Source organism: Anaerotignum sp., from assembly GCF_051877975.1.
Classification (GTDB): Bacteria; Bacillota; Clostridia; order Lachnospirales; family Anaerotignaceae; genus Anaerotignum_A.
On the sequence record NZ_JBJEJK010000054.1, the window covers coordinates 91,918 to 105,911 of the forward strand.

Consider the following 13,994-nt stretch of genomic DNA (forward strand, 5'->3'; position numbering starts at 1 on the left):
GTATAGCAGTAAATCAGCATTCATTTTACAGCAGTGGCCAGCAAGTCTAAATGCTCACTCAGATCCTCACGGCCCCCGTAGCGGAACACTGCCACTTGGTTGCCTTTCCCCATAGCAATCATCTGCCATATTCCATCCGGCTCATCCGCAAGGATGACAAAGTCCAAATCGGGAACTTCCACTTCCTCATAGCTCCACATTAGGTTGACAAGGCGGTAAGCATCCAGTTGTGCTTCGGCTACCGGGCGTGCCAATGCAGGTATCAGCAGTTGGAAATATACTGCATCCAGATTTGGGGTATATCTTAACTCAAAGCGGTCATCTGCTTCTGGATAGGTGGAGAATCCACGATAATCCCCTGCTGCCGTAGCATACCCTTCCTGCAGCACCTCATACCAGACCGGTGCAAGGAGTGACAAATGGTGCTCAGCCAAATTTTCTTCTTCGTAATGCTCATCAAAGCCAAACAGCGTTTGATAGGCAACCACCTCTTCCTGTTCCAGCTCCTGCAATACTACATACGGCAAAGAGAATGAATCCAAAGGTTTCGCCATATTACCGTGCGTCCCCATATAGGAAATTACAGTAAGAATCAGCAGGACCGGAATCAAGGCAAGGGCAATCTTTTGTTCCCATATGATACCTTTGCTGGGGCCGGGGGATGCCGGAGGAGAAAATCCCTCTTTTAGTGCACGGCATGTTTCACTTAGGATGCGTATATCCCGTCGATTCCGCCACCACGAGAATGCTGCTATGATCAAAAAGGTTAGGAGAATCGGGCTGCACAATTCTAACAGAAGCAACGGCATCCTGGCAAATCGGTCGGGCTGGACATCATATTTGCTCTGATGGAAAAAAAGCGCCCATACCAACGCAACTGCCAGCAAGGAATAAATTACTCGACGGGTCCGCTGGTACTTATGTACCCGCTGCTCCAACCGCTCGATAGACAGTCCTCGGCTCTCGTGGTCGGAATACAACTCAACTGCTTCCGGATTGGTAGTGTAGAAGAGAAAATAGACTTTTCCCACTGCAAAGGCATATTCCCATCCAGCCTCTCGATAGATCATCAGTTGCTCTTCCGTAGGCTCGGTTCCTATCTTGCCATAAGGCTCGAGACGAAACCGTGTACCTGCCACCGCATTTGGCGTAAACGTCACCCATGCATCGATAAAGGTAGGAAACAGCCCGTTGCTTGCCTGTTCTTCCAGCCAACGCTCTATGCCGGGAATATCATAAATGGACAATGGGAGTATTTTCCGAATCTTTTTCATAGTACCTTTGCACCTCCTTTACAGGCCGATCATCATCTTTGCAAACTGCTCGAAATATGTAGAAAGGTCCTGTTCGCCATAATAATCTGCGAAAAGCACGGTGTTTCCACGGCGCAGCACGAGGATTCCACCAGGCAGAAAAACACGGGTTTCTCCGGTTATCTCACTGACATGCGTCCGCCCTTCACGTTTGGCATACAGACATTCATCCAGTACATCGAACTGCTCATAGTCTCCGGAACCATTGAATTTTTGGCGGCTCCATTCCTCAGTCCTCAGTTCTGCCAGAATTTCCAGAGGATATCGGGTAATACTGATCTCGAGGTGCGGTACATCATTGATACTCTGATCATGTCGGACTGTACCGTACTGTTGAAAATACCAGTATTCTGGGTCTAACAGTGTCCCACCGTGGGAGATGTAATCCATATTAAACATACGGTCTCCAGTGAGTCGGAAATCCTCTCCCTCAATGTCCGTCAAGGTAACAAAGCCGGAATCCTTCAAGTCGTAGGGGCTATAGTCCCGCCCCATGAATAACTGAACACTGTTGATGAAAACCGGCAGCAAAATCAGAAGTCCCACGATCAGCAGCCAGCCAGTCCCTTTGTGTCCCCGAACTTTACTTCCGCTTTTAATCGCTTTTCGGTACTGCAGCAGGTGGAAAAGTCCTATGAGGTAAGAAATGTCAATCAATAACAGTCCAAGCAGCGACAGCATGAAGGGAATCGTCGATCCATTGGAGAGTGTTTCCACTGGGTAATACTGAAGCCGTGTCATACTGATCTCCCAAGGCGCACCATTGTGATACAGTCCCAGTAAAAGAATATTTGCCAATACCAGCAGCACGCCGGAAATTAGTTTTCCTTTAAAAAATTTGCTCAGTGCATAAGACAGTGTCTCCGCATCCGTGTGTGATTCGGCTTCTGGATTGGAGGATGCAAACACATAAAAACTTCCACGAAAGATACCCCAGTAATGCCAACCAGCGTTTTCATAGAGCTCATTCAGTTCCGGATTATCATTAGCAGCACCCTGTATCGGCTCCAGATGAATACGAACTGTTTCCGGGTCAGTTTTTTCAAAGCAGCACAGCGGACCTGTAGTCATAGAAAAGCGCAGACCCTTTGCTGCCATTGATTCCAGCCAACTTTCCAACCCCGGTATGTCAAAACCACCAAAAGGAGATACTCGGATAACGCTTTTACTCACATCAACTCCTCCTTTCCATTCATAACACAGGCCTGCAGGCGCTCAAGTTCTTCCTGAAATGCCTCCCGACCTTTATCCGTTATACGATATGTGCGTTTACGGCCTTCAATCTGGGTCTCTTCGATCAGGTGCTCGTCCTGAAATTTACCCAGCAATGTGTATAGCGTACCCGGACCAAGGCGTACCCTGCCCCCGGTTTTCTTTTCCACAAATTCTGTGATCTCAATGCCGCACATTTCCTGCCGCAAAAAAGACATGAGTACATAGAACATCGGTTCTGTCAAAGCAGCACGCTCTTTACTTGCCATTGCGACACCTCCTCTCCAATATCGCAACACGATATCATCTGTAGATATTATAATATCGTCTGACGATATTGTCAATCCCGAAAAATTGTTTGCTCAAATGATACACAATACTCAGCGGATCAGCATAATAACAATTTCTACACGGTTTGTGCGAAATGAAAAGGGACTTGTGCTCAATTTGAACACAAGTCCCGCTGTGGCATTATTTATATATCAATTCGCTTTTCACAATTTCCTCTGCCCGGTTACGGATACTGTTCATAGCACCAACCCACGCCATCTGATCGGCGGCTTTCAGTTTCTCTGTCACGCCCTCGGATGCCTTCATCTGTTCAACAATCAAGGACAAACGCTCCTGCGCCTGCTCGTTCAGATCAGCCAGATATGTCCAGAGCTGACCGCTGAGAACAAGGTCATTAAAGCGGATCGGATGATGCTGTTCAAGGTAATCCCGGTGCAGCCTGCCCCAACGACCAATGGGTCTGTTTTCTTCCGGCAGGGCGATATTGGGGATGTAGTAGTCACCTACAAGGGTGTAGTTGATTTCACAAAATAATAACTGGCTCACGGTTTCGATCTCCTTACAGATTTATTTTAATCTGTCGTGATGAACCCTGTTTCCCGAGTATTGATTTCCATACGCCGCACCAATTCCGCACCAATTTGCCATGAAAGTATATGTAGATACATGGATTTATGTAACAGAAAAGTACGCAAATATGGGTTTTATTGAGCTTTATAAAGGTATATTGAGATATGAAACAGGCAATTAACCTACGATACCTAATTTCATTTTAAGTTCTTCCTTTCAAAGTTTTTCTTCTTTTCAAAAGCGAAATGCGCTCATTATTGCCTGCCTTTTAGTATATCGGAAAGAAGGGGGCTTGGCAAGGTGAAATTGGGGAAAAAGCTTTTATTTCAGGGATTGCAGATGGTCAGGAGGGGTTCAATCCGCATATTTACCGTGCCCTGCTCAATATCGGCGTAGGTACGGTCAGATAGATCTGTGGCTTCGGCCACTTCGGCCTGGGTCAATCCTGCTCTTTTTCAGATCTGGAACAACTTATTTCCTATTTTTCTGAAGTCAAAAATAAGCATGAAAATTCCTCCTAAATACGGTGATATAGGAATCATAGTTCCCAGTTTTTTTGACAAATAGGAACAGAAATGCCATAATTATAAGAAGAGAACTTTTTGAATATGGGAAGAATGGTTCATATTTTATTTTAAGGGGTAAAAAATAAAAGGAAGGGGTTCTCTGTGGATGCGGGGGATACGGTCAGTGATCCGGAATTTCAGAGAAAGGCTGCGGCAACAGCGGATGCAGCCGATACCACAGCGGCAGAAAATTAAGCTTACATAAAAAAGAGCAGTATCGACGAATGTCGGTACTGCTTTTTTGTGTCAGTTTTTTCGGTTGAAAATGGCAAGAATCGTCAGCATCACGAATAGAAAGGCAGCATAAAGGCCGCATTTTCTCAGTTCTTCATTGGTGACATAGATACCCTCCGCCGGGGATTCTTTTATTTCTTTCATTGCTACGCGGTAATGTTTTCTTTTTTCATGCATAAAAAAGTCCTCCTTTTTTATTTCCCGATTTTCTTTAGTATACACCATTTCCGTATCTTTTTGATGACAAATCTTGTTTTTATAAAAATCCGCCAAAACGCCATACTATGGGAAAAGGAGGCGGCGGAAATGAAAAAACAGGCGGGGTTGATTCTTTTTTTGGCGGCGGCCATGCTGCCGGGATGCAGGGCGGAAATGACGGAAAACAATTTATCTCAACTGCATTTTGTGAAATATGAGGATATGGAAGGGGAAAAAAGCCCGGAAGAACGGGCTGTTGCCATCAAGCGGCGGATTTATCAGATTGAGGAAGTGACAGGCTGCGCCGTGGTGGTGGAAGGGCATACAGCCATCATTGGGCTGCGGCTGAAAGAAAATATGGAACAAAATGACCTGAGCCGCGTCAAAAAAGAAACTGATGCTGCCGCCAAGGAGGCGGATGAGCTGATCGAAAGCACTTCCATCACCATGAACACCTATATCGTTTCCCTCATTGAGGATATGGAACGGAAACGGGCGGGATGACGCGGGGCTCCTCCTTTATTTTTTAAGAAACCTTAAGAGGTAAGGACTAGGCAGAATCAAACAAATATGGTAAACTAAAGAGTAACAATGGAGAAGTAGGATCTATTGCATTGCAAAAATAAAACCTAAGGGGGTAAAAAGTTATGAAACGCAAACTGGCGCTGCTTTTGTCTGCGGTGATGGCAGCTTCCTGCCTGCCCATGACAGCTTATGCGGCAAATTTCAAAGATATCAATGATGTACCCTGGTCCGGCGCGGCGGATGTTATCAACAGCGTGGCGGATTTGGGCCTTTTGAGCGGCTATGAAGATGGCACCATCCGTTCCCGCAATAATGTTACCTATTGCGAAGCTATGCAGATGGTGTATAACGTATTGATCAAAACAGGGGCAGCAAAGGCTATGGACGCGGTGGATGCCTATTCTTATATGGCAGTGCTGAATACATATAAAGTGCCCAGCTGGTGCCAGATGGCAGTAGCCTATGGCCTGCATAACGGCATCATCGATATGCAGATGGTTGCAACAAAATTTTCCGGCGGCAACCAGGCGGCTACAAGGGAGGATGTTGCCCTGATCTTCGGCAATGCCATGGCAATGTTCTATGATAAAGAAAAAGATGCTGCCACAGCCAAGGAATTTTTGGATTACTACAGCATTTCTGCAGACAGCCTGGTGCAGATCGACCTGCTGAAAAGACTGGGCATCGTAAGCGGGGATGAAACCAACCGATTCAACCCCAAAAAGAATATCAACCGTGCGGAAATGGCGGTTATGCTGAATAAAACCAACAGCGTACTGACAGAAGGCGTCAGCGCCAGCGGGACGATTACAGAATTGGTAGTCAATGAAAATAAATATTACTACATCGAAGTGACACTGGATGCCGGCGGCAGAGAAGGATTCCAGGCAACTTTGGGTGAATTCCCTGTTTATGTGGGCAATACTTCTGAAACCATTTCCCTGAGCAAGCTGAGCGAAGGGGATGAAGTCGTTCTGGTGCGCAGCGGCAACAACGTAACAGCCCTGCGTCAGCTGAAGGGCACAACCAACCAGGGCAAATATGATATGACTGGCTATATCATTTCCCTGAAAAACAATGTGCTTTCTTTTGAAAACGAAAATACCGGTGAAACAACAAAATATACCCTGAAATCCGGTGTTAATATTTATGTGGAAGGGAATAAGGTTACCCGTGCGCAATTGGATGATCTGCTGTCGGAACGGTATAATGAACATGCATACGCAGGGGCCAATACATCGGTAGAACGGGAAAAGAACAACGGTGTTTACGAAGATGTAACCTATATCGAAGAGCTCTATGTTACATTTACAGATGAATATGTGACAACGGGCGAAGTAAAAGATTTCGGCCTGAAGAGCATCAGCGTAAAACCCACAGGCGGCAGCTCTGAAAAAACATTTACCTTCGCATCCGATTGTGAATTTTATATTGGCGATTCCAAAGAAACGGTTTCCGATTTGAAGGAACTGAATGACGGCGGCACAACCTACGCAAAAGTGACAGTAAACACAGACGAGAAAGCGATCAAAGTCATCATGTCGGAAGATGCTTTTGAGGACAGCCAAAAAGACGTAAGCAAAACTTATAAAGTAAAAACACTGACGGATAAGAAGCTGACTCTGGAAGCCGGCGGCGAAGATACAACCTATGTTTTCGGCACAACGAACCCTCTGGACAATATCAGATTTTACGAATGGGTCGTTGATGAAGATGATAAGGACGACAGCGACTGGCAGGAACTGAAAAATGTAGACAAAGCAGAGGCCTTTGTGGATGATGCGGACGGCACTGTTTATTGTAAGATCGTTTTCAACAGCGGCGGAAAGCTCAGCGAAGTTTACCTTTCTGAAAAGAAGAGTGCATGGGATGATTCTGATGAAAACAGAACAGAAAGAAAAGGCACCGTTGCTTCTATTGTCGATGATGTTCTGAAATTTAAAACATCTTCTATAGAATATACCATGAAAACAAAATATGCTGACGGCGATATCAAGATCGGCGGTTCTGAAACACAATCCAAGAAACTGCTGACCAGAATGGCAAACGACAGCAATATGGAACTGTATGCAGAAATCGTTGCAAACGGCAACAATGAAGTGGTAGAAGTGGATGCAAGACTGACAGCGGCAAAAGGTAAGCTGGTGGAATATGATCAGGAAGAAAAATATATCAAGATTGAAACCAGCGAGGGCGAATATGAACTGAAAACCCTCAGCAAGCCCAAGCTGACCGATGAAGATGAAGATTATTTCACACTGGATGATATCGAAACTTCCAAATATGTAGGCGAGACCATTGAACTGGGCTTCAACACCAACGGCGTTGTCAATAAGCTTACCCTGGAAAATGGCTATAAGGGCAACGGCACTGTGGGCAAAATCAAAGGCGTTGCAACTGCAACGACAGATGGCCTGAAGATCAAGGGCAGCAGCAAGACATATACCTGGCTGAGTGAAAGCAGAACGACACTGCGTGTTTACAGTAGCCCTACAGAATCCCTCAGCGTTGTAAAGAAAATGATCGAAGACCCTGATGTGGAAGTTTATGTAGAAGTAACACCGGATGAAAAGGACAGAATCGAGCTCATCAACGTATATGTCAGAAAAGCGGAAGGCGAACTGCAGTCCTGCGATAACAATTATGTTCGCATCCTGACGGAAAGCGGCAACAAATTCTCCTTCGATCTGCCCAGCAAGCTGAACAGCTGCGATGTAAACGGGCTGGACCAGAGCAAACTGGAAGACGGCAAGGCGGATGGCAAAGGATATGACGTAAAACTGACCTTTGCAGATGACGGCCGTGTCAGCGACATCAAAGACGCATAATAAAAGATATATGATGATTTTAGAGGGGTATCCGAAAGGATACCCCTTTTTATATTTGACAGACAATCTCAAAAAGTGTAAAATTACACAAAAAGGAGGGGTCTGGATGAAAAGAGATATCAAGCTGTATAATCTGATTTTTCCCATGTGGAGCATCTATTTCTTTGGGCTGCTGTTTCCCGTATTTTTGCTGATTTTACTGCCGGCAAATTTTTTGGTGGACAGCCTTGTGCTGCTGCTTTTGTTTCAATGGCTGAAGATGCCGGAAAAGAAAGCGTGGTATCAAAAAACGATTTTAAAGACATGGGGATTTGGGTTTTTGGCGGATTTTTTGGCATCGGGCATTTTTTGGATCCTTAGCGAGGGGCTGAGTGCTGTTTTTCAGGATGCAGATGTGAATCTCTATTTGCCCTACAGCAGTATTCCGTCGTTTCTGTTTACAACGGCGGCAGTGCTTTTGGCGGGCATCTTCATTTATATTTTCCAGCGAAAATTCGTGTGGAAAAAGTATGCGCTGGAAGAAGGACAAAAGAAAAAAATCGCTTTGGGGATGGCAGTCTTGACGGCCCCTTATCTGATGTATTTACCACCGATGTAAGGAGGCAGAAGGATGACGAAAAAGGAATTTGCCGCACAGATGGACGGAAGCCTGAAAGCCGTGCGAAAAGAATATGGATTCACTCAGGAAAAAATGGCGGCGGTGCTGGGAATTTCCAAGAAAACCCTGGTGGAAATCGAAAAAGGCCGCAGCTCCCTGGGGTGGACAGGAGCGGCAGCCTTTGCCGCCATTTTTAGCGAAAGCCGCATTTTGCAGGAGGCATACGGCGGAGAATTGGCGGATTTGGTAGAAGCGTTGGCCTTTTCGGATGCAGATCCGCAGTATCCTAAGACACTGGGCGGCAAGGTCTGGTGGAGAGAAATTATGAAAAAGAAGGGATATCGTATCCAGCAGAATCTGATTTCCGGGCATTTTCGCCTGCTGGATCGGGAAAACCACCGCCTGATGGCATCCTTTGAATTGGAACGTCTGCTGGAACGGCTGAAACAGGAATGCAATGGATGATTGTATCGAAACAGTTTTGTAAATTGTATGGGTGCAATATTGGCTTGCGGACGCAGAGGGATAGCCTTCCCCTGGAAGTGTATGATATGCTTGATACAGAAAAAACAATAAAACAGGGGGAATTTTTATGAAAATGACGACAAAGGAACTTTGCCTGCAGGCTTTGATGATCGCATTGGTTACAGTGTGCACCATGGTGATCCAGATACCTGTTTCCGCAACGCAGGGATATATCCATTTGGGGGACAGCATGATTCTGCTGATCGGTGTTTTTTTCGGCGCAAGATGCGGCATGATTGCCGGCGGCGTTGGCTCTGCTCTGGCAGATCTTTTGAGCGGCTATGCCCATTGGGTACCCTTTACCCTGATCATCAAAGGGCTGATGGGGTGGCTGATCGGTAAGATTGCTGAAGGCGCAGGCAGCAGAGAAAAATTTTTCACAGCCCGCAACCTGACAGCATCTGTCGTTGGTGTTGTTTGGATGGTCATCGGCTATTTTATCGGCGGCGGCATCCTGAAAAGCAGCTTTATCGTAGCAGCAACCTCTATCCCTGAAAATATCGTTCAGGGGGCAGCTGGTTTTGTGATCTTCCTGGTGGTTGGCGCAGCTTTCCACAAGGCGAATATCTACAAGATTGTATCGCAATGATAAATAGAAGCATTTGAAAGAACAATGAAAAGCGTACTCATTTCAAAACGAAAACCGGAAGGAATCCCTGAAAAGGATACTTCCGGTTTTTCGTTTTTTTGCGGCCCTGGTGCTAAAGCGCTTTTCGATGTATTTCTCATTGACCATGGGATATTCTATATGATACGATAAACCCTACGGAAAAGAGAAAGGAGGTCGTTGCATGGAGTGGATCTTAGAGATGGATGGACAGTTTTTGCTCTGGCTGAGGGGGATTTTTGCCCATCCGCTTATGGATCAAATCATGATTTTTATTTCTGCCCTGGGGGATGGCGGGTTTCTTTGGATTGCCCTAGGGGTCTTGTTTCTGCTGATGGGATGGAAACATAAGATTTGGCGGAAGCGGGGGCTGCTGCTCCTGTTTTCCCTGGCGGCGAATGCGCTGGTTTGCAATCTGCTGCTGAAGCCGCTGGTGAACCGGATCCGGCCCTATGACCTTTTGGGATATGATATCCTGATTCCTCCGGTGGGAGATGCGTCTTTTCCTTCGGGGCATACATCGGCATCCTTTGCGGCGGCAACGGCCCTTTATGCCATAGATAAAAGATGGGGGACAGCGGCGTATGTTTTTGCGGCGTTGATGGGCTTTTCCCGGCTGTATCTGGGGGTGCATTTTCCCACGGATGTGCTGGCGGGGGCGGCTATCGGCGTTTTCATGGCGAAGGCTGTGCAGCGGGTTTTTCGGATAGATGGAACCCAGAGCATCTGATTCGTAAAAATAAAAAATCTTATTTTGTAAAATCAAACACCCGATTTCCAAACAAAAGGTTGAAAATATGGAAACCCCTACGAAAAAATATTGCAAAATCAGATGGTTTGCAGTAAAATAAAAGTTAGCTTTATGGAAAGTATGAGGGGGAAACCAAGGAGGAAGGAAGTTGAAACAATGGCGATACCTGTAATTTATCAATTGATCACAATGGTCATTCTGATGGTCATTGGGGTGGTGTTACATAAGAAAAATTTCTTATCTCTGGCAAATGCCAAGGGTCTTTCTATTGTGCTGACCCGGGTGGCAGTCCCCTGTAATATGGTAGTTTTGCTGCAGAGGGAATATTCTCCTGAAATTTTTCGGGGGTTTTTGGTGACTTGCGTTGCCACCTATCTGATGTGTTGTATCGGCGCCCTGATGTTCTTCATTGTTGGGAAGTTTTTGAAGATGCAGCCCAGAGAACTGGGGTTGTTCAGCGGCGGCGGCGTTTACAGCAACGTAATCTTTATGGGGCAGCCGCTGATTCTGGCCATGTATGGCGCAGAAGGGCTGATCTTCTGTGTGGCTGTTATGTTTACCTGCAATGTATTCCTGTTCACTGTCTGCTCCGTGCTGTTTGCCATGGGCAGCGGGGTTAAGAAATCTGTAGGGCGCATGCTGAAAGAAGCCTTCATCAACCTGATCTGCCTTTCCGCAGTGGTTGGGGTGTTCTGTTTCGTAAATTCCATTTCCCTGCCGCAGCCCATCTATGATGTATTACAATATTCCGCCAATACCACAGTATGTCTGTCTATGATTTACATTGGCTCTCTGCTGGCAGCGGCAAATGTAAAGGAAATTTTCAGGGACAAGCTGGTTTATATTTTCAGCTTCTTCACATTGATCGTGATGCCGATCATCACAAAGCTGATCTGCGGTACTTTTATGAGCGGAATGGCGCTGAGCGTTCTGGTGGTGCTGATGGGTACCCCTGCGGCGGCGGCTCTGCCTTCCTTTGCAGATCAATATGGCGCTGATGAAAAACGGGCTTCCCAGTATACTTTTGTTTCTACGATCATTTCTGTGGTGACCCTTCCGTTAGTGGCTCAGTTCCTGTGTCAGTAAAAAAACGAATCGAAAAATTTACCCTCTTCGCCTGGCGAAGGGGGTTTTATGTTTTTGTATAGAAAGATACGAAAAAATTGTTCAAAAATAACAAAATTTATCGTCAAATTTAGTATATCTGCGTGCGCTATGGGGGTTGATTTTTTGAAAGCCTTTCGTTTATACTTATCAGTGGGACAGAATATGACTTGACCCATAGGAAAGATGTTTGGAGGAGATACACGCCGCCCGTGTGCAGAACAAAGACAGGGCTTTCGTGCACACAGGAAACCGGCAGTGTATTTGTTTTTTTCATGACATCCCCTTTTGGGGGACGCCATGAAAGAAATAGGCTGACGCTGCTCTGTGGGAGATGCCGTTTGCCTTGGCAAAACGGCATGGCATATTCACGTTATTATCATCCACATTCTAATTTTAAGAAATAGGGGGATTATCATGGAAAAATTGATTTACCTGGCGCCTGTGCTTGGCATCGTGGCGCTGCTGTTCGCCTTTGTCCTGGCAAGCAAGGTTAACAAAATGGACGAAGGTACGGACAGAATGAAAGAAATCGCTGCGAGCATCAGAGAAGGCGCAAGAGCATTCCTGTCTGCAGAATACAAAATTCTGGTTATTTTCGCAGCTGTACTGTTTGTGCTGATCGGGTTCGGCGTAAGCTGGCCTACAGCAATCTGCTTTGTAGTGGGTGCGATCTTCTCCACACTGGCAGGTTTCTTCGGTATGACAGTAGCAACAAATGCAAACGTTAGAACTGCAAACGCAGCAAGAACAAGCGGTATGAACAAAGCCCTGTCTATCGCATTCAGCGGCGGCGCAGTTATGGGTATGTGCGTAGTTGGTCTGGGCCTTCTGGGCGTAGGCGCAATCTATGCAATCACAGGCAACGCTGATATCCTGTTCGGCTTCTCTCTGGGTGCTTCCTCCATCGCGCTGTTTGGCCGTGTTGGCGGCGGTATCTATACAAAAGCTGCCGACGTTGGTGCTGACCTGGTAGGTAAAGTAGAAGCTGGTATTCCTGAAGACGACCCTCGTAACCCTGCCGTTATCGCCGATAACGTAGGGGACAACGTAGGTGACGTTGCCGGTATGGGTGCCGACCTGTTCGAATCCTATGTTGGTTCCGTGATCTCTGCCATCACACTGGGTCTGGTTTACTACAGCGCAGAAGGCGCAATCTTCCCTCTGGTGCTGGCTGCTACAGGTATCCTGGCTGCTATCATCGGTACATTCTTTGTTAAGGGCGATGAAAACTCCAACCCTCACAAAGCTCTGAAAACAGGCTCTTACACAGCAGCCATCCTGGTTGCGATTGCTTCCCTTGCCCTGAGCATGAAGCTGTTCGGCCACATGAAAGCTGCTATCGCAGTAATCGCTGGTCTGGTTGTTGGTCAGATCATTGGTATGATCACAGAAGTTTATACTTCCGGCGATTACAAATCCGTTAAGAAGATTGCAGACCAGTCTGAAACAGGTCCTGCGACAACAATCATCTCCGGTCTGGCTGTAGGTATGGAATCCACAGCGATCCCTATCATCCTGATCTGTATTGGTATCTACATTGCGTTCACAGCATGCGGCCTGTATGGTATCGCTCTGTCCGCAGTAGGTATGCTGGCAACAACAGGTATCACTGTAGCCGTTGACGCTTACGGCCCTATCGCCGACAACGCTGGTGGTATCGCTGAAATGAGTGGTCTGGATCATTCTGTAAGAAACATCACAGATAAACTGGACGCAGTTGGTAACACAACAGCTGCTATGGGGAAAGGTTTCGCGATTGGTTCCGCTGCCCTGACAGCTCTGGCTCTGTTCGTATCCTATGCAGAAGCTGTAAAACTGACAGAAATCTCTCTGCTGGAACCCAGAGTTATCATCGGTCTCTTGATCGGTGGTATGCTGCCTTTCCTGTTCTCTGCATTCACAATGCAGTCCGTAGGGAAAGCTGCATTCCAGATGATCGAAGAAGTGAGACGTCAGTTCCGTACTATCCCTGGTATCATGGAAGGTACAGGCAAACCTGACTACAAGAAATGCGTAGAAATTTCCACAACAGCAGCGCTGAAAGAAATGCTGGTTCCTGGTATTATGGCAGTTGCAGCTCCTCTGGTAGTTGGTCTGCTGCTGGGCACAAGCGCACTGGGCGGCCTGCTGGCTGGTTCCTTGGCAACAGGTGTTATGATGGCGATCTTCATGTCCAATGCCGGCGGTGCGTGGGATAATGCGAAGAAGTATATCGAAGAAGGCAACCACGGCGGCAAGGGCAGCGATGCTCATGCAGCAGCCGTAATCGGCGACACAGTTGGTGACCCCTTCAAGGATACTTCCGGCCCTTCCATCAACATCCTGATCAAACTGATGACAGTAGTTTCTCTGGTATTCGCTCCTCTGTTCCTGAGCGTTGGCAGCCTGCTGTAATTAGCAATCAAATACAAAAATCAAAGCAGTCTCTTCGGAGGCTGCTTTTTTGTATAAAGCGGAGAAAAACAATCTCATGCTATGCAGCCGCTGCATCTGCTTGCAGAATGCAGCGGCTGCATAGCATGAGATTGACTTGCGGAGCAAGTCAATGCGTAAGACGAAAGTCTTACGCATTGTTTTTATAAAAATGAAGTGCGGTTTGGGGGTAGCATAGCATGAGATTGACTTGCGGAGCAAGTCAATGCGTAAGACGAAAGTCTTACGCATTGTTT

General features: G+C 46.6%; 14 protein-coding genes. 8 read left to right on the plus strand and 6 right to left on the minus strand.

The window, feature by feature from the left end; translation table 11 throughout:
• Positions 1–20: 20 nt before the first annotated feature.
• The 6 genes from ACI39P_RS08480 to ACI39P_RS08505 all read right to left on the minus strand — a co-directional run bounded on the left by ACI39P_RS08480 (position 21) and on the right by ACI39P_RS08505 (position 4,363).
• Positions 21–1,274 carry a DUF2812 domain-containing protein gene (locus tag ACI39P_RS08480; RefSeq protein ID WP_439720228.1) on the minus strand — a complete coding sequence of 418 codons (1,254 nt, stop codon included), beginning with the start codon at positions 1,272–1,274 and terminating at the stop codon, positions 21–23.
• Positions 1,275–1,292: 18 nt separating this feature from the next.
• Positions 1,293–2,486: a DUF2812 domain-containing protein gene (locus ACI39P_RS08485; protein ID WP_439720229.1), complete on the minus strand. Its 1,194-nt coding sequence runs from the start codon at positions 2,484–2,486 to the stop codon at positions 1,293–1,295.
• Positions 2,483–2,794, minus strand: coding sequence for a helix-turn-helix transcriptional regulator (locus ACI39P_RS08490; RefSeq protein ID WP_439720230.1), 312 nt, complete (start codon positions 2,792–2,794; stop codon positions 2,483–2,485). Before ACI39P_RS08490 ends, ACI39P_RS08485 begins: the two co-directional genes overlap by 4 nt.
• Positions 2,795–2,996: 202 nt before the next feature.
• Positions 2,997–3,362 (minus strand): TnpV protein, encoded by a 366-nt coding sequence (locus ACI39P_RS08495; protein WP_439720231.1) that lies wholly within the window; start codon positions 3,360–3,362, stop codon positions 2,997–2,999.
• 350 nt (positions 3,363–3,712) lie between these two features.
• Entirely contained in the window at positions 3,713–3,829 is a 117-nt protein-coding gene (locus tag ACI39P_RS08500; protein ID WP_439720232.1) for a helix-turn-helix domain-containing protein, read from the minus strand.
• Positions 3,830–4,198: 369 nt separating this feature from the next.
• Entirely contained in the window at positions 4,199–4,363 is a 165-nt protein-coding gene (locus tag ACI39P_RS08505; protein ID WP_439720233.1) for a hypothetical protein, read from the minus strand.
• Positions 4,364–4,492: 129 nt separating this feature from the next.
• Between ACI39P_RS08505 and ACI39P_RS08510 the strand changes: the two genes are divergently transcribed.
• The 8 genes from ACI39P_RS08510 (at position 4,493) to ACI39P_RS08545 (ending at position 13,719) form a co-directional block, all read left to right on the plus strand.
• Positions 4,493–4,888, plus strand: a complete 396-nt coding sequence (locus ACI39P_RS08510) for a YhcN/YlaJ family sporulation lipoprotein (protein ID WP_439720234.1) — start codon at positions 4,493–4,495, stop codon at positions 4,886–4,888.
• 143 nt (positions 4,889–5,031) lie between these two features.
• Entirely contained in the window at positions 5,032–7,737 is a 2,706-nt protein-coding gene (locus tag ACI39P_RS08515) for an S-layer homology domain-containing protein (protein ID WP_439720235.1), read from the plus strand.
• 106 nt (positions 7,738–7,843) lie between these two features.
• The gene (locus tag ACI39P_RS08520) at positions 7,844–8,335 is read left to right on the plus strand and encodes a hypothetical protein (protein WP_439720236.1); all 492 of its coding nucleotides are present in this window, start codon (positions 7,844–7,846) and stop codon (positions 8,333–8,335) included.
• Positions 8,336–8,347: 12 nt separating this feature from the next.
• Positions 8,348–8,800, plus strand: a complete 453-nt coding sequence (locus tag ACI39P_RS08525; protein WP_439720237.1) for a helix-turn-helix domain-containing protein — start codon at positions 8,348–8,350, stop codon at positions 8,798–8,800.
• A 127-nt stretch (positions 8,801–8,927) separates the two neighbouring features.
• Positions 8,928–9,449: an ECF transporter S component gene (locus ACI39P_RS08530; RefSeq protein ID WP_439720238.1), complete on the plus strand. Its 522-nt coding sequence runs from the start codon at positions 8,928–8,930 to the stop codon at positions 9,447–9,449.
• Between the two features lie 202 nt (positions 9,450–9,651).
• The gene (locus ACI39P_RS08535; RefSeq protein ID WP_439720239.1) at positions 9,652–10,197 is read left to right on the plus strand and encodes a phosphatase PAP2 family protein; all 546 of its coding nucleotides are present in this window, start codon (positions 9,652–9,654) and stop codon (positions 10,195–10,197) included.
• A 177-nt stretch (positions 10,198–10,374) separates the two neighbouring features.
• Positions 10,375–11,304, plus strand: a complete 930-nt coding sequence (locus tag ACI39P_RS08540; RefSeq protein ID WP_439720240.1) for an AEC family transporter — start codon at positions 10,375–10,377, stop codon at positions 11,302–11,304.
• A 435-nt stretch (positions 11,305–11,739) separates the two neighbouring features.
• Positions 11,740–13,719 (plus strand): sodium-translocating pyrophosphatase, encoded by a 1,980-nt coding sequence (locus ACI39P_RS08545; RefSeq protein ID WP_439720241.1) that lies wholly within the window; start codon positions 11,740–11,742, stop codon positions 13,717–13,719.
• Positions 13,720–13,994: the final 275 nt, after the last annotated feature.

Excerpts from the sequence above, each read along its gene's own strand:
- ACI39P_RS08535 (WP_439720239.1), top strand. The coding sequence starts at position 9,652 with ATGGAGTGGATCTTAGAGATGGATGGACAGTTTTTGCTCTGGCTGAGG.
- ACI39P_RS08525 (WP_439720237.1), top strand. The coding sequence starts at position 8,348 with ATGACGAAAAAGGAATTTGCCGCACAGATGGACGGAAGCCTGAAAGCC.
- ACI39P_RS08505 (WP_439720233.1), bottom strand. The coding sequence starts at position 4,363 with ATGCATGAAAAAAGAAAACATTACCGCGTAGCAATGAAAGAAATAAAA.
- ACI39P_RS08515 (WP_439720235.1), top strand. The coding sequence starts at position 5,032 with ATGAAACGCAAACTGGCGCTGCTTTTGTCTGCGGTGATGGCAGCTTCC.
- ACI39P_RS08480 (WP_439720228.1), bottom strand. The coding sequence starts at position 1,274 with ATGAAAAAGATTCGGAAAATACTCCCATTGTCCATTTATGATATTCCC.
- ACI39P_RS08490 (WP_439720230.1), bottom strand. The coding sequence starts at position 2,794 with ATGGCAAGTAAAGAGCGTGCTGCTTTGACAGAACCGATGTTCTATGTA.
- ACI39P_RS08540 (WP_439720240.1), top strand. The coding sequence starts at position 10,375 with ATGGCGATACCTGTAATTTATCAATTGATCACAATGGTCATTCTGATG.
- ACI39P_RS08530 (WP_439720238.1), top strand. The coding sequence starts at position 8,928 with ATGAAAATGACGACAAAGGAACTTTGCCTGCAGGCTTTGATGATCGCA.
- ACI39P_RS08510 (WP_439720234.1), top strand. The coding sequence starts at position 4,493 with ATGAAAAAACAGGCGGGGTTGATTCTTTTTTTGGCGGCGGCCATGCTG.
- ACI39P_RS08545 (WP_439720241.1), top strand. The coding sequence starts at position 11,740 with ATGGAAAAATTGATTTACCTGGCGCCTGTGCTTGGCATCGTGGCGCTG.
- ACI39P_RS08520 (WP_439720236.1), top strand. The coding sequence starts at position 7,844 with ATGAAAAGAGATATCAAGCTGTATAATCTGATTTTTCCCATGTGGAGC.